At 47.0% G+C, this 19,302-nt stretch carries 22 protein-coding genes and 4 tRNA genes; 22 read left to right on the top strand and 4 right to left on the bottom strand.

Translation table 11 applies throughout. The annotated features are described in order from the left end of the window. Genes RHEIN_RS18670 through RHEIN_RS18685 form a run of 4 tightly spaced genes read left to right on the top strand, consistent with a single transcriptional unit; the run spans position 1 to position 3,288 of the window. Complete coding sequence (locus tag RHEIN_RS18670; RefSeq protein ID WP_008900543.1) at positions 1-942, top strand: PilW family protein; 942 nt, start codon at positions 1-3, stop codon at positions 940-942. Between the two features lie 12 nt (positions 943-954). Next, on the top strand, positions 955-1,338 hold the full coding sequence (locus RHEIN_RS18675; protein WP_008900544.1) for a hypothetical protein: 384 nt from the start codon (positions 955-957) through the stop codon (positions 1,336-1,338). Further along, positions 1,325-2,887 (top strand): hypothetical protein, encoded by a 1,563-nt coding sequence (locus RHEIN_RS18680; RefSeq protein ID WP_008900545.1) that lies wholly within the window; start codon positions 1,325-1,327, stop codon positions 2,885-2,887. The genes RHEIN_RS18675 and RHEIN_RS18680 overlap by 14 nt, the downstream gene beginning before the upstream one ends. Beyond that, positions 2,884-3,288, top strand: a complete 405-nt coding sequence (locus RHEIN_RS18685; protein WP_008900546.1) for a type IV pilin protein — start codon at positions 2,884-2,886, stop codon at positions 3,286-3,288. The genes RHEIN_RS18680 and RHEIN_RS18685 overlap by 4 nt, the downstream gene beginning before the upstream one ends. A 10-nt stretch (positions 3,289-3,298) precedes the next feature. On the opposite strand, the gene RHEIN_RS18690 is transcribed toward RHEIN_RS18685, so the two are convergent. Further along, positions 3,299-3,817: a GspH/FimT family pseudopilin gene (locus RHEIN_RS18690; protein WP_008900547.1), complete on the bottom strand. Its 519-nt coding sequence runs from the start codon at positions 3,815-3,817 to the stop codon at positions 3,299-3,301. 161 nt (positions 3,818-3,978) lie between these two features. Here RHEIN_RS18690 and RHEIN_RS18695 point away from each other — a divergent pair, with 161 nt between their 5' ends. Further along, positions 3,979-5,592 (top strand): NAD+ synthase, encoded by a 1,614-nt coding sequence (locus RHEIN_RS18695; protein ID WP_008900548.1) that lies wholly within the window; start codon positions 3,979-3,981, stop codon positions 5,590-5,592. 7 nt (positions 5,593-5,599) lie between these two features. Next, positions 5,600-5,938: a nitrogen regulatory protein P-II gene (glnB, locus tag RHEIN_RS18700; protein ID WP_008900549.1), complete on the top strand. Its 339-nt coding sequence runs from the start codon at positions 5,600-5,602 to the stop codon at positions 5,936-5,938. A gap of 53 nt (positions 5,939-5,991) precedes the next feature. Here glnB and ettA read toward each other — a convergent pair whose 3' ends face one another. Next, positions 5,992-7,653, bottom strand: a complete 1,662-nt coding sequence (gene ettA / locus RHEIN_RS18705) for an energy-dependent translational throttle protein EttA (protein ID WP_008900550.1) — start codon at positions 7,651-7,653, stop codon at positions 5,992-5,994. Positions 7,654-7,815: 162 nt separating this feature from the next. Here ettA and RHEIN_RS18710 point away from each other — a divergent pair, with 162 nt between their 5' ends. The 3 genes from RHEIN_RS18710 to RHEIN_RS18720 all read left to right on the top strand — a co-directional run bounded on the left by RHEIN_RS18710 (position 7,816) and on the right by RHEIN_RS18720 (position 9,876). Further along, entirely contained in the window at positions 7,816-8,169 is a 354-nt protein-coding gene (locus RHEIN_RS18710) for a DUF2750 domain-containing protein (protein WP_008900551.1), read from the top strand. A gap of 272 nt (positions 8,170-8,441) precedes the next feature. Then, positions 8,442-8,996, top strand: a complete 555-nt coding sequence (locus RHEIN_RS18715) for a glutathione peroxidase (protein WP_008900552.1) — start codon at positions 8,442-8,444, stop codon at positions 8,994-8,996. A 130-nt stretch (positions 8,997-9,126) separates the two neighbouring features. After that, positions 9,127-9,876: a sulfite exporter TauE/SafE family protein gene (locus RHEIN_RS18720; RefSeq protein WP_008900553.1), complete on the top strand. Its 750-nt coding sequence runs from the start codon at positions 9,127-9,129 to the stop codon at positions 9,874-9,876. Here the strand turns inward: RHEIN_RS18720 and rnhA are convergent. Further along, complete coding sequence (gene rnhA, locus RHEIN_RS18725; RefSeq protein WP_008900554.1) at positions 9,871-10,341, bottom strand: ribonuclease HI; 471 nt, start codon at positions 10,339-10,341, stop codon at positions 9,871-9,873. The two genes, RHEIN_RS18720 and rnhA, sit on opposite strands and share 6 nt — an antisense overlap. Positions 10,342-10,406: 65 nt before the next feature. Between rnhA and dnaQ the strand changes: the two genes are divergently transcribed. The 8 genes from dnaQ to RHEIN_RS21395 all read left to right on the top strand — a co-directional run bounded on the left by dnaQ (position 10,407) and on the right by RHEIN_RS21395 (position 14,140). After that, positions 10,407-11,111, top strand: coding sequence for a DNA polymerase III subunit epsilon (gene dnaQ, locus RHEIN_RS18730; protein WP_008900555.1), 705 nt, complete (start codon positions 10,407-10,409; stop codon positions 11,109-11,111). Next, positions 11,099-12,517, top strand: coding sequence for a TIGR03503 family protein (locus RHEIN_RS18735; RefSeq protein ID WP_008900556.1), 1,419 nt, complete (start codon positions 11,099-11,101; stop codon positions 12,515-12,517). Before dnaQ ends, RHEIN_RS18735 begins: the two co-directional genes overlap by 13 nt. A 108-nt stretch (positions 12,518-12,625) precedes the next feature. Then, a tRNA-Asp gene (locus tag RHEIN_RS18740) sits at positions 12,626-12,702 on the top strand. Positions 12,703-12,721: 19 nt separating this feature from the next. Then, positions 12,722-12,798 (top strand) — tRNA-Asp (locus RHEIN_RS18745). 27 nt (positions 12,799-12,825) lie between these two features. Then, positions 12,826-12,902, top strand: a tRNA-Asp gene (locus RHEIN_RS18750). 42 nt (positions 12,903-12,944) lie between these two features. After that, positions 12,945-13,021 (top strand) — tRNA-Asp (locus RHEIN_RS18755). A gap of 323 nt (positions 13,022-13,344) precedes the next feature. After that, positions 13,345-13,818: a HipA domain-containing protein gene (locus tag RHEIN_RS21390; RefSeq protein WP_008900557.1), complete on the top strand. Its 474-nt coding sequence runs from the start codon at positions 13,345-13,347 to the stop codon at positions 13,816-13,818. Beyond that, the gene (locus RHEIN_RS21395) at positions 13,790-14,140 is read left to right on the top strand and encodes a HipA domain-containing protein (protein ID WP_008900558.1); all 351 of its coding nucleotides are present in this window, start codon (positions 13,790-13,792) and stop codon (positions 14,138-14,140) included. The genes RHEIN_RS21390 and RHEIN_RS21395 overlap by 29 nt, the downstream gene beginning before the upstream one ends. A gap of 245 nt (positions 14,141-14,385) precedes the next feature. Here RHEIN_RS21395 and RHEIN_RS18765 read toward each other — a convergent pair whose 3' ends face one another. After that, positions 14,386-14,580 carry a YgaP family membrane protein gene (locus RHEIN_RS18765; RefSeq protein WP_008900559.1) on the bottom strand — a complete coding sequence of 65 codons (195 nt, stop codon included), beginning with the start codon at positions 14,578-14,580 and terminating at the stop codon, positions 14,386-14,388. A 302-nt stretch (positions 14,581-14,882) separates the two neighbouring features. Between RHEIN_RS18765 and RHEIN_RS18770 the strand changes: the two genes are divergently transcribed. The 5 genes from RHEIN_RS18770 to RHEIN_RS18790 all read left to right on the top strand — a co-directional run bounded on the left by RHEIN_RS18770 (position 14,883) and on the right by RHEIN_RS18790 (position 19,290). After that, positions 14,883-15,749 (top strand): MBL fold metallo-hydrolase, encoded by an 867-nt coding sequence (locus RHEIN_RS18770; protein ID WP_008900560.1) that lies wholly within the window; start codon positions 14,883-14,885, stop codon positions 15,747-15,749. Positions 15,750-15,789: 40 nt separating this feature from the next. Beyond that, entirely contained in the window at positions 15,790-16,539 is a 750-nt protein-coding gene (locus tag RHEIN_RS18775; RefSeq protein WP_008900561.1) for a sulfite exporter TauE/SafE family protein, read from the top strand. A 17-nt stretch (positions 16,540-16,556) separates the two neighbouring features. Further along, a complete protein-coding gene (locus RHEIN_RS18780) occupies positions 16,557-16,952 on the top strand; it encodes a rhodanese-like domain-containing protein (protein ID WP_008900562.1) in 396 nt (131 codons plus the stop codon). A gap of 133 nt (positions 16,953-17,085) precedes the next feature. After that, a complete protein-coding gene (locus tag RHEIN_RS18785) occupies positions 17,086-18,105 on the top strand; it encodes an oxidoreductase (RefSeq protein ID WP_008900563.1) in 1,020 nt (339 codons plus the stop codon). A gap of 3 nt (positions 18,106-18,108) precedes the next feature. Next, the gene (locus tag RHEIN_RS18790) at positions 18,109-19,290 is read left to right on the top strand and encodes a serine hydrolase domain-containing protein (RefSeq protein ID WP_008900564.1); all 1,182 of its coding nucleotides are present in this window, start codon (positions 18,109-18,111) and stop codon (positions 19,288-19,290) included. Positions 19,291-19,302 lie beyond the last annotated feature (12 nt).

Consider the following 19,302-nt stretch of genomic DNA (forward strand, 5'->3'; position numbering starts at 1 on the left):
ATGCGCGGTTTTACCTTACTGGAAGTATTGATCAGTCTGACTTTAGGTTTAGTTTTGATGACCTTTTTGATCGGGACTTTGTTTGCCACTCAGCAATCCAATCGACAAACCCAACAGCTGGTGCAATTGCAGAAAAATAGCCAGATGTTGCTGAGTTTGTTTCAGTCTGAGTTGCCAAATATGATGTTTTTCGCTGGTCGTAGTCTGGCGGATGTGGCTTCAGCTTCGCATCAGTTGCCTCCGGTATTAGGGGATTGTATCGCGGAGTTGGATGTCGGCAGTTTCCCTATGAAAGACCAGCCTTATCTGACGCTTTATGCAGAACAAGTGAAACAACAAAAGCATCTGAGCTGCTTAAATCAGCCCAAAGCTGGCTCTGAATTATTGCAGTTCAAACGTCTGGTTGGCAGCAGCGTGTTCGCCACTCAGATGCGCACAAACCGGTTTTATTTTGAAACTTCAGCGGCGAGCAGTCGTTTTGTCAATAGTTCCAGTGCTGAGTTGATTCCGGATTCATTGTACTGGCCTTTTTCCCATGAAGTTTTTTACATCAGCGAACAAAAACATGCGGGCAAGACAGTGCCGGTTTTAATGCGCAAACGCTTAATTCGCAATGCGGCAGGACAATCCATTATGGATACCGATTCCATTATGGATGGCGTGGAGCGTATGCATTTCGAATTTGGTTTAGACGCCAATTTAGATGGTCAGGTGGATTATTACCTGACTACTGCACAAATGCAGCCACAGCATTGGCAGCAGCAAAAACACCGCATTATCAATATTAAGTTTTACTTGTTGTTACGTAGTTTAGATGAAGACTTTAGTTACCAAAACAATCAGCTTTATCAGATGGGACAAGAGTGGTTTAAAGCTCCCTCTGATCCGTTCCGACGCCTGTTAGTCAGCAGTTCTGTGGCATTTAGCAACACACGCTTATAAAAGGAGGTCGTTATGATGTTGAGTTCTAAAGGTTTTATTCTGGTTACCACCTTAATATTAATGCTGATTTTAACCTGCATTACTATACCTATGCTGGTTCAAACCAGCTTGAGTCAAAAGTTGGCGGGTAGTGCCACTTTAGCTGTGCAGTTAAAGCAGCAAACCCAAAGTAAGCATGTGCAGCAATTGCAACAGCTGAAACAAGGTGACTTTGAGTCCAGGGTTTTTACGGTCGTTCCCTGTCCTGCACTTTATGCTGCCTGGAGCGATCTCTCGTTGCAGTGCGAGTGGCATCAGCTTCGCACTGCCGGAGGGGCGTTGCATCATCAGCATAGTGTGACCAGCTTTTTAGTCAGGCAATCTTTGCCTGAAGGGGGCAGGGATGGGCTTTATTAGGCTTGGACTCTGGCTGTTGTTATTCAGTCATCCACTGTCAGCAGACAACTACTGGAGCCATATACCGGGTTTTGGTTCAGTGCAACTGACAGAACTAAACCAGGAGCAGCATACTGCATTAGCGAGCCATTTAAAGCTGAGTCAGGAAGATACCAAAGCCTGGCTGGGTCATCTGCCTGCTCAATTGGAGGCTTTATCCTGCAGTACACTGGATGCACAAAGTCAGCCCTTGCCTGCTTATGTTGATGCAGACTATCAGGTGGTCAGCTATGCAGGCGTGTTGAAATTCAAAGCGGATGATCAGACGAAAGACACCCTCTGGTGGCTACCCTGGCCGTTATTACCCTCCTTAGCGCAGATCAGAGCTGAACTGGAAGATTTGGCTCTGCAGGTTCATCAGCCGCTGCTGCTCACTGAGCAAGAGCTGAAACAAAATGGTCAGTTTATTCTTATCAGTGGCAGCAGCAATCAGAGTCCGTCGTATTTTGCCCTAAAGCTCAACCCCCTGCATCTGCCGGAACTTTTGTGGTCTGCCACTACTGCAGTGGCTGGTTTTGAAGAATTAACAGGTGCTATGGCGCAACCTGTATTACTGGCAGAGCAGGCTCAGGGGCCGGGTGATTCGCTTTTGTCGCTTTTGTTACCTAATACCGGAGCTACGAAGCAAAAAACGCTGTTTTATCAAGTGGAAGCCTTTACAGGCAAGGTGCGTGGCAGGCTAATCGCCGGGCAGAAAGTGTCTGACTTATCCGGCGCCTTGACTGTGTACGATCAAAACAGGGATTCAATTTCAGACAGTCTGATCTTCAGCACCAAAGCGGGTCAGGTCTGGTTGGCTCAGATGGAGCATAACCAGTTTTATAACATCCAGCTAATCGCTGATTTGTCATCCCTTGAGTTCAGCGATATACAATTTGTCCGCACTTTGTATGCCGCAGTTCCGGTAGGAGGATCGGGCAGCGATTTTCATTCCAGACGCAGTCAATGGCTGGTGCTGTTAGGGGCATTGCGGCAAGAAAAAAGTGTCGTAGTGCTATTAAAACTACAAGAAGGGCCACCTGCCAGGTTTGCCGATTTAGTCGACCGGACTTTGCCAGCGGCGCCTGGCCTTGCGGTGTTAACCGATCAGGACTGGCAGCAAATCCAACAGAAAGATGGTTGGTACAGCCATATTACAGGACGTCTGACTCAGCCTCCGGTTGTCGCTGCTGGCGTGGTGTATCTAAGCCTGTTGCAGCAGGATCTAACACAGATCTGCAGCATTGATCAGGCGTCATCAGCTTTAATGGCTTTGCATTTACATCATGCGTCTTCTGTCTATCGCCAGCCTCTTTTACCTTTGGAAAAAGCCACAGGAGCCTTGGTCGTTAAAACCAATGCGCAGGGTGGCTTTTCGCTGATTGATCAGAGCCAGCAACAAGTACTCATTGATAATCTGCTGGAGATCAGTCCCGACTGCAGCCATTGCACTCAACCTATACAACAAGGCAGCTTCCCGCGCTGGCAGTTAATGGGGACTTACCATAGTGAAGAAGGAGCTTATGAATGAAGATCAGGACGCAAGGCATAGGCTTAATTGAGCTGTTGGTGGTACTGGCTATTATGGGCATTCTGGCGTCTGTGTTGTTACCTGGTTATCAGGACCATGTGTTAAAAAGCTACAGAGCTGAAGCTATGCAAGCGCTGTTGAAAGTGGCAGGTTTGCAGGAGATGTTGCTGGTTGATCAACACAGATATAGCGCCGATCTGACTGAACTGGGTTTTGCGGCTAAGCAGTTTGTCACCGAATCCGGCCGTTATAAAGTCAGTGCTGTGGTCACAGAGCAAGGTTATCAGCTCAAAGCCCAGGCACAGCAGGCTCAGAGCGAAGATAAAAGCTGTCAGGTATTTTTGCTGAACAGCTATGGCCAAAAAAGCAGTGAACCAAGTTCTGCCTGTTGGAGTTACTAAACTGCACTGCTTAATAAGGGCAGGGGCTATTCTCTTGCCATAAACGACTACGGCCAGCCTGACTGACACTCAGCCTGAAGTGCCAGCGGTACGGCTCTTTACTGCAATAAACAAAAGTACCGGACCCCAATAAATCCAGACTACCGTCACTGCGAAACTGCAGTGACGGCCTGTTATAAAACAACTGATGGCTTTTCACCGGGTGTTTCAGTTCACGTAATAATAAGTCCTGCCAACTTTTTAAACCTTTCTGATGCAGCTGAATAGGGGCCGAGTTCCAGTCTGAACTGCATAGTTGTCCATGACGCGGGCATAGTTGTACCGGCTTTTGCTGGGCTATAGCATGGACTTTGGCGTAGGCCAGATGCTGACTCAGTTGCCGCATAAAGTGTTCGGCCTGCAAGCGTTGCCAGACTTCCCGTAAATTAGGCATGCCTATAGCCGAAAGTATCGCAACAATAGCCAATACAATTAAAAGCTCTATCAGGCTAAAAGCCCGTATTTTTAGGATCCTCTGGTGATATCGCATAAGCCTGACCATCCGTGGAATGTATCAGCTTCAGTTTAGTTGCATTTATGTTAAATATCTAAATGCCAGCTGAAATACAGCTTCTGCCGCTGCTTGATTGAGTCCGGCGGCAAAAATCGCTACCATAGCGGCAGTTTTTTCATCCTTTAGTGCAGGTTCAGATGTCCTCTGCTGTCTCTATTACCCTGGTGCAGCAGCCCTTTATTGTGGCTGCCGTGGCGCAAAACACCGCAAAAGTGCTGGAAATTGCCAAAAGCAGTCAAAGCGATTTGTTGTTATTTCCTGAGCTGACCTTAACTGGCTACCCACCTGAAGACTTATTGCTGCGGTCTGATTTGCAGCTGTTGGTTGAACAAAGTCTGCAGCAGATATGTGCGGCTAAATTGCCTGCTACGCTGGTGCTGGGTCACCCCTGGCGTGACGGTGAAGCTTTGTATAACGCCGCCTCTGTGATCCAAAATGGTGAAGTGATAGCGCGTTATTACAAACAGGCTTTGCCAAATCATGGCGTCTTTGATGAAAAACGTTATTTTACTGAAGGCACAGAAGCTTGTTGTTTTGAGCTGAAAGGCAAGCGTTTTGCGGTACTGATTTGCGAAGATGTCTGGCAGGGCGCTCCGGCTGCTTTAGCCAAAGAGCAGGGCGCTGAATGGGCTTTGGTGTTAAACGCATCGCCTTATGAAACAGGCAAAGCTTCACGGCGTGAAGAGTTACTGCAAACCCTGGCCAAACACCTGCATTTAGGTTTTGTTTATGTGAATAATGTGATTGGTCAGGATGAACTGGTATTTGATGGTCAGTCTCTGGTGGTCAGCCCCGATGCACAACTGCTGTTTCGTGGTAAAGCCTGTGAGCCTGAACTGGCGACAGTCAATTTAGCGGCCCGCGGTCAGCAGTATGGCTCTATTGATCTCAGACCCCGCTTATCACTTGAAGCTGAAGTTTATGCCGCTTTAGTGATGGCAACCCGCGATTATATTCAGCACAACGGTTTCCCTGGCGCAGTCTTGGGTTTGTCAGGTGGTATCGACTCAGCTTTAACCCTGGCTATAGCGGCAGATGCGATAGGTGCTGATAAGGTTCAAGCCCTGATGCTGCCTTTTGCTTATACCTCGTCCATGAGTGTGGAAGATGCCAAAGCTCAGGCCGAAGTGATGGGCGTTGAGTTTGATTCAGTCTCTATTGAACCTATGTACAACAGCTTTATGCAGCAACTTACGCCGCTGTTTAAAGGCCGTGGTAAAGATACGACAGAAGAAAACCTGCAGGCCCGTATTCGTGGTGTGTTATTAATGGCGATGTCGAATAAAACTGGCCGTATGCTGTTAACTACAGGCAATAAAAGCGAAAACGCTGTAGGCTACTGTACCTTGTACGGTGATATGTGTGGTGGTTTTGCGGTTATTAAAGATGTGCCTAAAACCCTGGTGTATCGTTTATCAGAGTATCGCAACAGTATTTCGCCTGTGATCCCGCAGCGGGTTATAGACAGGCCACCGTCCGCTGAGCTGGCACCGGATCAAACCGATCAGGACAATTTGCCACCTTATGATGATTTAGATGCGATGATTGAAGCTTATGTCGAGCACGACAAGTCACTGCCTGAGATAGTGGCGATGGGCTATGATGAAGCGACAGTTCGCCGGGTTTTAAATTTAATCGACATCAACGAATACAAAAGACGCCAGTCGGCCGTGGGTCCAAAAGTGACCAGCCGCAACTTTGGTAAAGACAGAAGATACCCCATCACATCGTGGATGCGGAAACAGCGCTGAGGAAGTCATGAAAAAAGTTGAAGCTATTATTAAGCCTTTTAAATTAGACGATGTACGGGAAGCTCTGGCCGAAATTAATATCACCGGCATGACAGTGACTGAGGTGAAAGGTTTTGGCCGTCAAAAAGGTCATACCGAACTGTACCGTGGTGCTGAGTATATGGTCGACTTTTTACCTAAGGTAAAAATTGAACTGGTACTGCCGGATGATCAGGTCGAGCGTTGTATTGATGTAATTATCAAAACTGCCCAGACAGGCCGTATTGGTGATGGCAAAATTTTTGTGTTTGATGTGGAACGAGTTATTCGTATCCGCACAGGCGAAGAAAACGAAGACGCGGTGTAAAACCCGGCGTAAATAAAAAGGGGGTAAAGCCATTGGCTTTGCCCCCTTTTTCGTTAGATCTTTTTGTATTTAATACGGTGCGGTTGCATTGCATCTGAACCGTAGGTAGCTTTCATCCAGCTTTCATAGTCTGAATAGTTACCTTCGAAGAAGTTCACTTTGCCTTCGTCACGGTAATCCAGGATGTGAGTGGCAATACGGTCAAGGAACCAACGGTCGTGCGAGATCACCATGGCGCAGCCAGGGAAGTCGAGGATGGCGTTTTCCAGAGCACGTAAAGTTTCTACGTCCAAATCGTTGGTTGGTTCATCGAGTAACAGCATGTTGCCGCCCGCTTTTAACAGCGCAGCTAAATGCACACGGTTACGCTCACCACCTGATAAGTCACCAATAAACTTCTGCTGATCATTGCCTTTAAAGTTAAAGCGACCGACATAAGCACGGCTTGGGATCTGGAAGTTACCAATCTGCAGAATATCCTGACCGTTGGATATTTCCTGCCATACGGTATTTTTCGGATTCATGCTGTCACGGAACTGATCCACGCTGGCAATTTGAACTGTATCACCCACTTCAATAGTGCCGCCATCCGCTTGTTCCATGCCTGTGATCATTTTAAACAGCGTCGATTTACCGGCACCGTTCGGGCCGATAATACCAACGATGGCGCCTTTTGGAATGCTGAAGCTTAAATCGTCAATCAAAACGCGGTCGCCAAAGGTTTTACGCAGGTTTTTCACTTCCAGCACTTTGTCGCCTAAACGAGGTCCTGGCGGAATAAACAGCTCGTTGGTTTCATTACGTTTCTGGAAGTCCTGGCTTTGCAGTTCTTCAAAACGCGCCATACGGGCTTTGCTCTTGGCATGACGGCCTTTTGGATTGGTGCGAACCCATTCCAATTCCTGCTTGATAGAACGCTGACGCGCATTTTCGCTGCGTTCTTCCTGTTCTAAACGGGCATCTTTTTGCTCTAACCATGAGGAGTAGTTGCCTTCCCACGGAATACCTTCGCCGCGGTCCAGCTCTAAAATCCAGCCAGCTACATTGTCGAGGAAATAACGGTCGTGGGTAATAGCCACTACAGTGCCTGTGTAATCGTGCAGGAAACGTTCTAACCAGGCCACAGATTCAGCGTCCAAGTGGTTAGTTGGTTCGTCAAGCAGCAGCATGTCTGGTTTTTCTAACAGTAAACGGCAGATAGCCACACGGCGGCGTTCACCACCTGATAAGTGTTTAATCAGCGCATCCCAGGCTGGCAGACGCAGTGCATCGGCAGCACGGTCAAGGATATTGTCGAGGTTATGACCTTCTTTGGCCTGAATAATAGCTTCCAACTCACCTTGTTCACGGGCTAAAGCGTCAAAGTCAGCATTTTCTTCTGCGTAAGCAGCGTATACCTGATCCAAACGGGTTAAGGCGTTTTTCACATCAGCAACGGCTTCTTCTACCACTTCACGCACGGTTTTTTCCGGGTCAAGCTGAGGTTCCTGTGGCAAATAACCAATATTGATACCGGCTAAAGCACGGGCTTCACCGTCAAATTCCTGATCCACGCCAGCCATAATGCGCAGCAAGCTGGATTTACCTGAACCGTTTAAACCCAAAACACCAATTTTTGCACCTGGGAAAAACGACAGCGAAATGTCTTTTAAAATAGTACGTTTTGGCGGCACTACTTTCGACATGCGGTACATGCTGTAAATATACTGAGCCATAAGAGTCACTCATCTTGTTGTTTAGAATGCGGCAATTGTACGTTATTTTTAAAAAACAGGGGAACAGCGCCAGGCAGGAAAGGGCATTTTAATTCGTCTTTAATCTGGTTTTCTGCTCTAATAGTCGCAATTAAACTAACAGTTCAGATAAAGGTGGTTGCCATGGGCGAATATTCACATGATCCGGTGTTTCAAAATTTTATTGCGGAAGCCAAAACCCATGGTGTGGTTTGGACTTTAGCAAACGGCGAAGATTTGCTGGTGGTGGAGTCTGTTGATTTTGAAGACACAGACGTGATGCCTTTCTGGTCCAGTCAGGAAGCGGCTTTAGTGCATTGTTCGGATGAATGGTCAGATTACAAACCTGAAGCTATTCCACTGGACGTGTTTTGTGAAGGCTGGCTGCAAGAAATGTACGACGATGGCGTATTGATTGGCACCAACTGGGATGAATCCTTAAATGGCCCTGAAGTAGAGCCACGTGAAATTTTAGAAGCTCTGGCTTTAGTGCAGTAAAATTTTAAAATGAAACAGGCGACGTAAGTCGCCTTTTTTTATCCTCGTCGTACTTGCAGCCACAGCGTTGTTGACTTCGCGCTCTCGCTCCAGTCACATAGTGGACTATGCTCCTGGAGACTCGCACACTTGTCGCCTAGCTGCAGCAGCAATTACTTTGAGGATAGATTGCTGAAATAACAACTTTTGATGGACGGTCTGTTGTTACAGCTCAGATCCAATATCTAACTTGGCCCGTAACGGTTCACATCATCTACTAACAGGAGCTACTAATGAAAACAATGAAGAAAATGCTGACGGCAGCTTTACTGCTTAGCGCAAGCGGCGTGGCTTTTGCCAATAGCTGTGGCGAAATTTTAGGCCATTCACTGCCGCAGTTACGTAAAAAAGAAACTCTGGATTTATGTGAAACTTATAAAGGTAAAACTTTATTGATCGTTAATACCGCCAGTAAATGTGGTTTTACTCCTCAATTTACTGCGTTGCAGTCCTTGTATGAAAAGTACAAGGATCAAGGCTTAGTGGTTTTAGGTTTCCCGTCAGACGATTTTATGCAGGAGCATGACGATGCGGAAAAAACTGCTGAAGTCTGTTACATCAACTACGGCGTGACTTTCCCGATGTTTGCCACCAGCGCTGTACGCGGCAGTGATGTGAATCCGGTCTTTAAAGCTTTAATTGCTAAAACAGGTGAAAAACCGTCCTGGAACTTTAACAAATATCTGGTCAGCAAAGACGAGCAACAGGTCAAACACTTTGGCAGCAAAGTCTCGCCAGACGATGCTGATTTTGTCAAAGAAGTGGAAGCTTTACTAAAGGCAGAATAAGTCGCAGGTCTGAGCCAACAGAAGCCAGCTGATGCTGGCTTTTTTGTTTTCATTTGAATTTAACCTGTGCTTGCTTATTCCTTTAGTGAAGCTTAATATTTCTTTTAGTTATTAAGCTTTGTGGTTTTTTATGTCTGCTTTGGTGCTTATTTCGGCCCTGATTATTGGCTTAAGTGTGGGGTTGTTAGGATCGGGTGGTTCTATTCTGACAGTGCCTGTACTGGTGCATCTGGTGCAGTTGCCGGAAAAAATCGCCATAGTCTCGTCTTTAGGTGTAGTGGCTCAAATCAGCTTTATTGCTTTATTGCCTTATCTGTGGCGACGCCATCTCGATTTCGCTTTATTTAAGCGTTTTGCTGTACCCGCCTTTTTTGGAACTTTGCTGGGAGTTGCTTTAGCTCAATGGCTGCACTCATCTTTTCAACTATTAATTCTGGCTATTTTAATGCTGGGCAGCGCCGCTAATATGTGGCGTCAACACATCTGGCAGTGGCAGATCCATTCTTCTTTATTGTTGGCTGCTCTGGCGATGTGTTTAGGTATGCTGACCGGTTTGGTGGGGGTGGGCGGCGGTTTTTTAATAGTTCCCTTACTGCTTGCGGTAACAACAATCCCTATGTCAGGTGCTATAGCCTGTAGTCTGGCATTAATTTTTCTGCAAAGCAGCACTGGCTTTATCAGCCATTACTGGCTGATGTCTGTTCAGGGTGAAAGCTTGCCGCTGGAACTGATTGGCTGGCTGGGGTTAATTGGTGCTGGGGGCAGTTTGCTTGGCATCATCTTGTCGGCTTATATTCCACAGTTATGGGTGCGGAAAAGCTTTTCTATACTGCTGATGGGGACTGCGGTCTCATTACTTTGGCCTGTCTTCTCTTTATGACGAGGCCTGGAAACCAGTGTCCACTTCTGTGGCATTGTGGGTAGCCGCGATTCTGGCTAACTCGTCACAACGTTCGTTTTCCGGATGTCCTGCATGCCCTTTGACCCAATGCCAGTTTACCTTATGTCCCTGACAGGCTGCATCTAAGCGACGCCATAAATCCTGATTTTTTACAGGTTCTCTCTGACTTGTTTTCCAGTTGTTTTTTTTCCAGTTGGTCAGCCACTGCGTAATACCTAAACGCACATACTGGCTGTCAGTGGTTAAGTCCACATCACAAGGCTGTTTTAAACTTTCCAGACCAATAATAGCAGCAAGTAATTCCATTCTGTTGTTGGTGGTTTTCTGGTAGCCGCCAGACATTTCTTTTTGGTGCTCCTGATAACGTAAAACCACGCCATAACCGCCTGGTCCTGGGTTTCCAAGACAAGATCCGTCTGTATAGATTGCTACTGTTTTACGCATCGATGCTTCCCACAACTGAAATCGGCGTATAATCTAACGTAAAAGCGCTAAGAACACGAATCAGAATGCTGAAAAGACAGATAGTACTCGACACCGAAACCACAGGCTTAAGTCCGCAGGAAGGCCATCGCATCATAGAAATTGGTTGTGTAGAGCTGATTAACCGTCGGCTGACCGGCAATAACTTCCATGTGTATCTGCAACCGGACCGATTGATTGATCAGGAAGCCATAGCGGTTCACGGTATTACCAATGAGTTTTTAATAGGTAAGCAAAGGTTTGCCGAAATAGCCCAGCAGTTTTGCCAGTATATAGCGGGCGCTGAACTGGTGATCCATAACGCAGCCTTCGACGTTGGCTTTATCAACCACGAATTTAACCTGCTGCGTCCTGCACTTTCGCCTGTCACTGATATCTGTGGTGTACTGGATACGCTAAAAATGGCGCGTGAAGCCCATCCTGGACAGAAAAATAACCTGGATGCTCTATGCCGTCGCTATGACATTAACAACAGCCACCGTACTTTACACGGCGCCTTGTTGGATGCTGAAATTTTGGCTGATGTTTATCTGGCGATGACAGGGGGGCAAGTCAGCTTAAATTTAGCCAATGATGAACAAGCAGCAGCCCAACAAAATGTGGTGGTAGGGCAACTAAAACGAACCAGTCGTTTACCTGTTATTTTTGCCTCTGACGCTGAATTGCAGTCGCATGAGCAACGTCTGGATCTGGTGCAGAAAAAAGGAGGAAGTTGCTTGTGGCGAAATTAATGTACACGCTTTTGTTATGTTTGAGCCTGCAGTTAATGGCGCAGGATGTTGGCGTAACGACGGACAGCGTCGGCGAATCGCTGAATGATCCAACAGGTTTAAGTGTGTTGCCCGATTTACCCGCCAAAAACCAGATCCCTTTGTTTGATAACAGATTCCGCATTGATTACGAAGTGGAAGAAATTACCATGGTCTTTTTCCGCAAACGAGGTTCAGCGTCCGTTATTTTGGTGAAGCCCGACGGCAGCAAAGTGAATGTTATTAATGCCGACGATCAGGATATCGAGTGGTTTGACGATAAAACCTACGATTTGATTAAAATTAAGAAGCCTACTCCTGGTCCCTGGCAGGCATTGGGGCAAATTTTGCCAGAAAGCAAAATTATGGTACTGACAGATATAGAGTTAAATGTTCCTCCATTACCAGATCATTTGATGGTAGGGGAAACCATTAAAGTGACAGCAACATTGACCAATGGGGGCAAGCCTATAGTGGCAAAAGACTTCCGTGATTTGCTGCGGCTTGATGTACTTTTTATCAGCAGCAACAACTCGGAACATGAGAATTTTGGTGCTGGTGTGATTGAACTGACGACTCTGGCTGATGATGGCCGCAATTTTGATGAAAAACCCAGGGACGGTATTTTTACCGGTGAATTTAAACTGGAGATGAAACCGGGCCAGTGGTTACCCAAGTTTGTGGTGAAAACGCCTTTATATACCCGCGAGGTAGTTCAGGAGCCTGTGATTATTCATAAAAGCCCAATCAGCTACGAGGTGGCGCAGGCGACAACAGCCGAAGATTTGCATTGGCTGACTTTTAAAGTGACAGATCCTATGATTAATCCAAGGTCAGTCGCTTTGCAGGGTAAGGTTCGTTTTCCAAATAATGAAATACAAAGTTTTACCCTGGGCGAAAGTGCCGAAGTGGATAAAAAGTTGAAAATAGTCAATTACGCCAGCGGCACTTATAAAGTCGAAAGCACCCTGTTTGCTCAGACAGTGACGGGGCGCGATGTAGTGATCACCTTACCTCAAGCATCTTTTGTTGCTCAAGTGATAGAGCCAGAACCTGTGGTGGCTGCTACAGAGGATACAGGCCTGAATACTCAAGCCGCAGAAATGCAGGCCAGCCCTGTGGTGACTGAGCCTGTAGTGGAAGAAAAGAAACCTTTCCCATGGTTATTAGTGATCCTGAGCAACATTGTTATTTTAGGTGGTGGTGGTTTTGCCATTTGGATGGTCGCAACGGATCGTTCATTTAAGACCTTGTTTGCGAAAAAGAACAACTCGATGGATTTAGATACTATTGCCATGCCTGGACCAGGTGAAGCAAAAGCGAGCAGTTCAGGGCAAAAAAGCAGCAAGTCGAACGACATTCTGGAACTTTCTTTACCGGATGATTAAGGAATAAACAAAAGCGGCAAAAAAGTCGTTGACGGCCCACCAGTGAATCCGTATTATTCCCGCCGCACAGCAGCATACCCAATTGAAAATGCTGCAGTGTATTGGCGCGGAGCGGTAGTTCAGTCGGTTAGAATACCGGCCTGTCACGCCGGGGGTCGCGGGTTCGAGTCCCGTCCGCTCCGCCAATTTAATAAATGCTTCTTCGGAGCGGTAGTTCAGTCGGTTAGAATACCGGCCTGTCACGCCGGGGGTCGCGGGTTCGAGTCCCGTCCGCTCCGCCACAAAGCATTTATAGTTTGTCTGATTCCGGAGCGGTAGTTCAGTCGGTTAGAATACCGGCCTGTCACGCCGGGGGTCGCGGGTTCGAGTCCCGTCCGCTCCGCCAATTCAGCAAACAAGCCATTAGAGCGCAAGCTCACTCCAGCGCGGAGCGGTAGTTCAGTCGGTTAGAATACCGGCCTGTCACGCCGGGGGTCGCGGGTTCGAGTCCCGTCCGCTCCGCCATTTTACTGGGTTTGTCACTCAGTAAACAAATCAACCAGCCTTGAGCTGGTTTTTTTATTCGCCGCCATCCATGGCGCTCACCCTGTCGGGCCAACGCTGCGCGTTGTTCAAAATTGCTCCGGGCAATTTTGTACTCTTAAAATTCGGTCATCTGCCGACAGCAGTTCAGTCGGTTGCTCTCTGTTAAAGCATGGCCGGCCTGTCACGCCCAAGGTTGAAAGATGCGCGGGTTCGAGTCCCGGCAGCGAAGCCATTTTACTGGGTATATCACTCAGTAAACAAATCAACCAGCCTTGAGCTGGTTTTTTTATTCGCCGCCATCCATGGCGCTCACCCTGTCGGGCCAACTCAGCGCTTTGTTGCATGCAAAAGGTGATGCACCAGGACATTTGTTGATTGGTGAATTAAGTTATCAGCAATGGTTACAGCATGAACTGGCGGCTGTTTCGGAAGCTGATTTTGCCAGAATTGCAACGGAAGCAATGGCTGGAGAGGTTGTAGGCTCTTCAGCCGGAGGTGAACAACCTAAGTTTTGTACTTTTATCGACGGCAAACATAGATTAGTCAAATTCACTGAACCTGCGGTCAACGCCAATAGCCAACGCTGGGTTGATTTGTTGCAGGCGGAGCATAGTGCCTTGAATACTCTGGCTAATCATGGAATTGCAGCAGCTCAATCAAACATTGTGATGCAAGAGCAACGTACTTTTTTAAGTTGTGAGCGATTTGACAGAGTGGGGACACTTGGCCGCAAAGGTTTCGTTGCGCATGGCTGCTTTTTATTCAAAAAATCATGAGTTTGTTGGCAAGCCAGCAGAATGGCCTGTGATTGCTAAGCATCTGGTGCAGAACAAACTGATGAGTGCAGAGGATGCGGATACTATCGCCGTTATTTGGTGTTTTGGTCGTTTGATTGCAAATATGGATATGCATGGGGGAAACCTGTCGTTTTATTATGCAGGAGAGGGTGAACTTACTGTAGCTCCGGTATACGATATGTTGTCTATGGCATGGCCGGGCAGTTTTGGGCTGAATTGCTTACCAACACTTATATCTCAGAAGAGTTCAAGGACATCGCCAGAACCATGCAACTTGAATTACATGCTAAAAAAGATCTGATTGAGCTGATGGCTTAAAAGTAGCATATCTGAACACACAACCATTCATTGTCGACGCTGTCCGATAAATCCTATGTGGCTATGGTGCCCTTAAATTCAGCCATAGCCAGTTTCAGAACAGGATCATGCTGTTAGGGATCCATCGTCGCCCCTGATAGCAAGTGACGCAGTTAAATCGACAGAAACTGATTTGGAGCTGACAGCTGAGTCAGAACCAACATGACCTGGCGGATCCTCTAAGAGTCTCTATTTTGAAACCCGGCAGGAATTAATACCTATCAGGCTGTACAACGGGCAAATTCCTACAACTCCAGTCAACAGGGGTATGATACCCAGCCAACCCCATGGGCCAATCATATCGATTGCAGCTAAGGTGATCAGTACTACTCCAGCACTTACCCGAGCTATTTTGTCCAGACCACCCACATTTTTTTGCATCATTGTTTTCCCTTATGAATTCAATAAAAAGCGATAAAGGTTGTTGTAGTTCAGTCATCTCTAATCTAATGACTCTCGAAAACTGAAGTTTGATATACATCAAACAAAGAGTGATTTGCCAAATTTAATTAGTTTTGTCTAATATGTTTATCTCTTTTTGGTATATGCTTATACTTAATTTGAATTAGTGGCTGTGGTTTAGGCAACACAGCGGGTCGATGCACTGTGCCAGCATCAGGGTCTTAGTATTCAGAACTTTTAGTTCAGTGATGACGGAGCGCCAGGCGTTCCCTTAGGAGCATATGATGAGTGATTTTCAGGTTCAGGCTTTTTTGGATAACGACAGTGAAACCTTTAGTTATGTTGTATCTGATGTTGTCACTAAACAAGCGGTAGTGATCGATCCCGTACTGGATTTTGATTACAAATCAGGGCGCACCTCCACTGCAGGTGCAGAATCGATACTGGCTTACATTCAGCAGAATCAGATGACGGTGGGTTGGGTTCTTGAGACTCATGCCCATGCCGATCATCTGTCAGCAGCGCCATTTTTCAGGGAGAAACTGGGTGCAAAAGTGGGCATAGGTGCACAGATCAGGCAAGTGCAGGCCATTTTTAAAGAAGTTTTTAATCTGGAAAAAGAGTTTTTACCTAATGGTGCCCAATTTGACCATTTATTTGAAGATGGCGAAGTACTGCAACTTGGAACTATGCAAATCCGGGTGATACATACACCGGGTCATACACCTGCTGATTTAACCTATCTGATTAATGAAAAAGCGGCTTTTGTTGGCGATACCTTGTTTATGCCAGATGTCGGCACTGCACGTTGTGATTTCCCCGGCGGCGATGCTTCCACCTTATTTCAGTCGCTCAACAAGCTATTCGCCTTACCCAAAACTACCCAAATTTATGTCTGCCACGACTATCCAACTCAAGGGCGTGAACATGAGTATGTCACTACGGTAGGGGAGCAGCGTGAGCGGAATATCCATGTACAAGATGGGATCTCAGAGCAGCAGTTTGTTGCCAAAAGGCAAGCCCGTGATGCCACTCTCGAGATGCCGCGGCTTATTCTGCCTTCTATTCAGGTCAATATCAGGGCCGGGCATATGCCGCCTGCTGACGAGACCGGAAAAGTATACTTAAAAATCCCTCTGAATCAGCTTTAAGTTGTTGTGCTTTTTGAGTGGCTATTAAAGGGAGTCTCTTATGGTTCAAGCAATTCTTGGCGCTTTACTGATAGGTATCAGTCTGGGAGTTTTTGGCTCAGGTGGCTCTATTCTGACAGTTCCCGTGTTGATGTATCTGGTGGATATGCCCGCTTCTATGGCGATAGCGTCATCCTTATTGATAGTCGCAGGGATCAGCTTGTTTGGCAGTATCCCGAATATAAAAAATAAAAAAGTATCCTGGCCCCATGTGTTGCTGTTTGGCCTTCCGGGCATGGCTGGTACTTATGGTGGGGCCTGGTTAGGCACTTTAGTGGAGAGCATGGTTCAGTTGTCCGTTTTTGTGCTCCTGATGATTGTGGCTGCAGTGATGATGTGGCGTGGCAATCAAACACCGCAGCTTCAGGGCAAAATTAACAGAGCTAAAGTAGTGCTGGACGGATTGGTTGTTGGGCTGATCACGGGCTTTGTTGGTGTAGGGGGCGGTTTCCTTATTGTACCGGCACTGGTGTTGCTGGGCGGTGTTCCAATGGCGATGGCGGTCGGCACCAGTTTGCTGATTATTACGCTGAAGTCTTTTGTTGGTTTTGCCAAATACTATGAAGTGCTGACGATGCAGCATCAGTCTTTTGATTGGTTGGTGATTTCTATCATGATCGCTGGTGGTGTGGCAGGCAGTTTTTTAGGCCTATGGATTGGGCATCTGTTACCCAAAGAAAAGCTGCAAAAATCTTTCTCAGTATTTTTAGTGATCATGGCCAGCCTGGTTCTTACTCAATCTGTTTTATAACCTTATAAAGGAAAGTGATGAAAAGTGCACAACAGCTGGTCAATGACGCAAAAAGCAGAATTGTCGAAGTGTCAGTACAAGAATTAGCCCTGGCTTTACAGGATCACCAGACTATTTTGGTTGATGTGCGGGAGCAGGATGAGGTTGTTCAGGGTTATATCGACCGTTCAGTGAATTATCCACGTGGGGTGTTGGAGATGCGCATCCATCAGCATCCCAGCATTGCTTCACACTGTGACAGCCAGGCCGCACTGGAATTGTTGGCAACAAAACCTATTTATTTGATCTGTCGATCGGGATCTCGTTCTGCATTGGCAGCTGACTCCTTACAAAACATGGGATTTAGTACAGTCTATTCTGTAGCAGGAGGCTTTCAGGCCTGGTCGGACGCAGGTTATCCGGTAGAACTTTAGTCTTGCCTTAGCAACCTTAGCAAACTTAGCAAACTTAGCAAAGTAGGCAACAAGGCGGGTATCTGTTAGCTTAGCTGTATTTTTCGATGCGCCTGATAGCAAAGCCTGTCGTTGTTATTTTGCCGGAGTTCTAATGATCAAAACAGCTGTTATTGGTTATGGCTTGTCTGCCAAAACCTTTCATTTGCCTTTTATTGTGCAGCAATCAGAGCTGGAACTGGTGGCTATCAGCAGCAGTCAGCCTGAACTCAAATCAGATTACCCACAGTTACAGCATTATCAACATGGCGATGAGCTTATTCGTGTGTCGGATGCTGAACTGGTGGTGATCAGCTCACCCAATGACAGTCATTACCCTTTGGCAAAACAAGCTTTGTTGGCCGGAAAACATGTGCTGGTGGAAAAACCTTTTGTGCTGACAGAGGCACAAGGTCGGGAGTTGTTTGAGCTGGCTGACAAACAGCAACGCCAGCTTTTTGTTTACCATAACAGGCGTTTTGATGGGGATTTTCTGACATTACAGCAATTGCTCAAGTCTGAAGAGCTTGGGGTTATCCGTTATTTTGAATCGCATTTTGACCGTTTCCGGCCTGTGCCAAGGCAGCGCTGGCGTGAACAGCAAGGAGCTGGCACTGGTATTTTGTATGACTTAGGGCCACATCTGATTGATCAAAGCATTGCTTTATTTGGTGCACCAGAGGCGTTAACTGCCCGTTGTCGCGCTTTGCGTCAGGGCAGTGAGGCAGTGGATTATTTTCATTTGATGCTGCATTACGCTGATAAAGAAGTGGTGCTGCATTCCAGCCCTTTTTGTGCGCTTCCTACCACTAGATTCATTCTGCAGGGTGATAAGGGTTCTTGCCATAAAACGGGTTTAGATCCGCAGGAAGACGCATTAAGAGCTGGGCAAAAACCGCAAGGTGCAAACTGGGGGCTGGAGTCTGAAGCTCTGTTTGGTGTGTTGGCTAAAGCGGACGGACAAAGAACTTATCCAACCTTAGCTGGCAATTATCAGCTGTTTTATCAGCAACTTGTGGCCGCCCTACAACTAGGGAAAGCCAGCCCTGTTTCTGCAACTCAAGCTTTACAAGGGATCCGGCTGATTGAACTGGCCCAACAAAGCCAGCAGCTTGGCCGTACAGTGGAGTTCTGACAGATGTTATTTACTGCAGGTAAAAGGCTTATTCAAAGGGCTGTTTTGTGTGGTGCTTTTTTACCTGCTTTGGCGCAGAGCATGCCATCACAGGACAACATTCAGTTTCATCAGCACAAGAGGCCAGACCCGGCTTTGCCTGTACAAAGGCCTGCAGCTCAAGGCTTGAATGAGCAGATTTTGCATCAGCTGTTATCGCAGCTGCAGGACAAGACAACAAACGGTTATCAGCAAGTACATAGCCTTTTGCTGTATAAATCCGGCGCTTTGGTGTTGGAGCTGTATCAAAAGGGCAATAACGACTTTATCAACTTTGAACAAGGGATCAAGGTGGTGAAAGGGTCGCAGGATTTTGTCTGGACTGCGGATAAACCGCATTATGTGGCTTCAGTGACAAAAGCTGTGACAGCCACTTTAACCGGTATTGCTTTGCAGCAGACAGGTCTGACTGTTGATACCACTTTGGCACAGTTGTTACCACAACACCCTGTGATCAAAGCGGACCCGTTAAAAGCCAGTATTAGCCTGCATCAGCTGTTGTCGATGCAGGCTGGTTTTGTCTGGGATGAATGGACAGGGCAGGATTTGGTGAAGCTGTGGCAGCAGCAGAATTTTGTCTATTACCTGCTGCAACAGCCCAATACCGGACCGGGAAAAAGCTGGGCGTACAACAGTGCTTTACCTAATCTGGTATTGCAGCTGCTACAGCAGCAGTTAAAACAACAGCTGCAGCCTTGGGCCAAACAGCAGCTATTTGATAAGTTAGGTGTTACGAATTACCGCTGGGACACTCAACCCGACGGCGTGCCCGAAGGTTCGGCCCGTTTATGGCTCACCCCACGGGATATGCTCAAGTTAGGTATTTTGTATTTACAGCAAGGTCAGTGGCAAGGCGAACAGCTGCTGCCGTTGGGCTGGGTGCAGCAGATGACCAGCCGTCATGCTAAAAGCCCGGCCGGAGATTATGGTTACTATTTCTGGTTACGCCAGCAGGATGGCGTGTCTTATTACACCGCCGAAGGGGATGGTGGTCAGTATATTGCCGTGTTTCCAACTCTGGATATGGTGTTGGTGCTGACACAAGGCAATTACCAACAATGGGCGCTCTATAAAACTCAGGCTGATCTCATTATTCAGCAACTGATTTTAAGTAGCAAAGCCCAGCCAGGCCCAAACAGAAGCTAAGTTGCTAACTAA

Origin of the sequence: Rheinheimera sp. A13L, from assembly GCF_000217935.1 — a bacterium.
Classification (GTDB): domain Bacteria; phylum Pseudomonadota; class Gammaproteobacteria; order Enterobacterales; family Alteromonadaceae; genus Pararheinheimera.

Coding starts and splice junctions, on each gene's coding strand:
- RHEIN_RS18670 (WP_008900543.1), top strand. CDS start 1: ATGCGCGGTTTTACCTTACTGGAAGTATTGATCAGTCTGACTTTAGGT.
- RHEIN_RS18675 (WP_008900544.1), top strand. CDS start 955: ATGATGTTGAGTTCTAAAGGTTTTATTCTGGTTACCACCTTAATATTA.
- RHEIN_RS18680 (WP_008900545.1), top strand. CDS start 1,325: ATGGGCTTTATTAGGCTTGGACTCTGGCTGTTGTTATTCAGTCATCCA.
- RHEIN_RS18685 (WP_008900546.1), top strand. CDS start 2,884: ATGAAGATCAGGACGCAAGGCATAGGCTTAATTGAGCTGTTGGTGGTA.
- RHEIN_RS18690 (WP_008900547.1), bottom strand. CDS start 3,817: ATGCGATATCACCAGAGGATCCTAAAAATACGGGCTTTTAGCCTGATA.
- RHEIN_RS18695 (WP_008900548.1), top strand. CDS start 3,979: ATGTCCTCTGCTGTCTCTATTACCCTGGTGCAGCAGCCCTTTATTGTG.
- glnB (WP_008900549.1), top strand. CDS start 5,600: ATGAAAAAAGTTGAAGCTATTATTAAGCCTTTTAAATTAGACGATGTA.
- ettA (WP_008900550.1), bottom strand. CDS start 7,653: ATGGCTCAGTATATTTACAGCATGTACCGCATGTCGAAAGTAGTGCCG.
- RHEIN_RS18710 (WP_008900551.1), top strand. CDS start 7,816: ATGGGCGAATATTCACATGATCCGGTGTTTCAAAATTTTATTGCGGAA.
- RHEIN_RS18715 (WP_008900552.1), top strand. CDS start 8,442: ATGAAAACAATGAAGAAAATGCTGACGGCAGCTTTACTGCTTAGCGCA.
- RHEIN_RS18720 (WP_008900553.1), top strand. CDS start 9,127: ATGTCTGCTTTGGTGCTTATTTCGGCCCTGATTATTGGCTTAAGTGTG.
- rnhA (WP_008900554.1), bottom strand. CDS start 10,341: ATGCGTAAAACAGTAGCAATCTATACAGACGGATCTTGTCTTGGAAAC.
- dnaQ (WP_008900555.1), top strand. CDS start 10,407: ATGCTGAAAAGACAGATAGTACTCGACACCGAAACCACAGGCTTAAGT.
- RHEIN_RS21390 (WP_008900557.1), top strand. CDS start 13,345: ATGGCGCTCACCCTGTCGGGCCAACTCAGCGCTTTGTTGCATGCAAAA.
- RHEIN_RS21395 (WP_008900558.1), top strand. CDS start 13,790: ATGGCTGCTTTTTATTCAAAAAATCATGAGTTTGTTGGCAAGCCAGCA.
- RHEIN_RS18765 (WP_008900559.1), bottom strand. CDS start 14,580: ATGATGCAAAAAAATGTGGGTGGTCTGGACAAAATAGCTCGGGTAAGT.
- RHEIN_RS18770 (WP_008900560.1), top strand. CDS start 14,883: ATGAGTGATTTTCAGGTTCAGGCTTTTTTGGATAACGACAGTGAAACC.
- RHEIN_RS18775 (WP_008900561.1), top strand. CDS start 15,790: ATGGTTCAAGCAATTCTTGGCGCTTTACTGATAGGTATCAGTCTGGGA.
- RHEIN_RS18780 (WP_008900562.1), top strand. CDS start 16,557: ATGAAAAGTGCACAACAGCTGGTCAATGACGCAAAAAGCAGAATTGTC.
- RHEIN_RS18785 (WP_008900563.1), top strand. CDS start 17,086: ATGATCAAAACAGCTGTTATTGGTTATGGCTTGTCTGCCAAAACCTTT.
- RHEIN_RS18790 (WP_008900564.1), top strand. CDS start 18,109: ATGTTATTTACTGCAGGTAAAAGGCTTATTCAAAGGGCTGTTTTGTGT.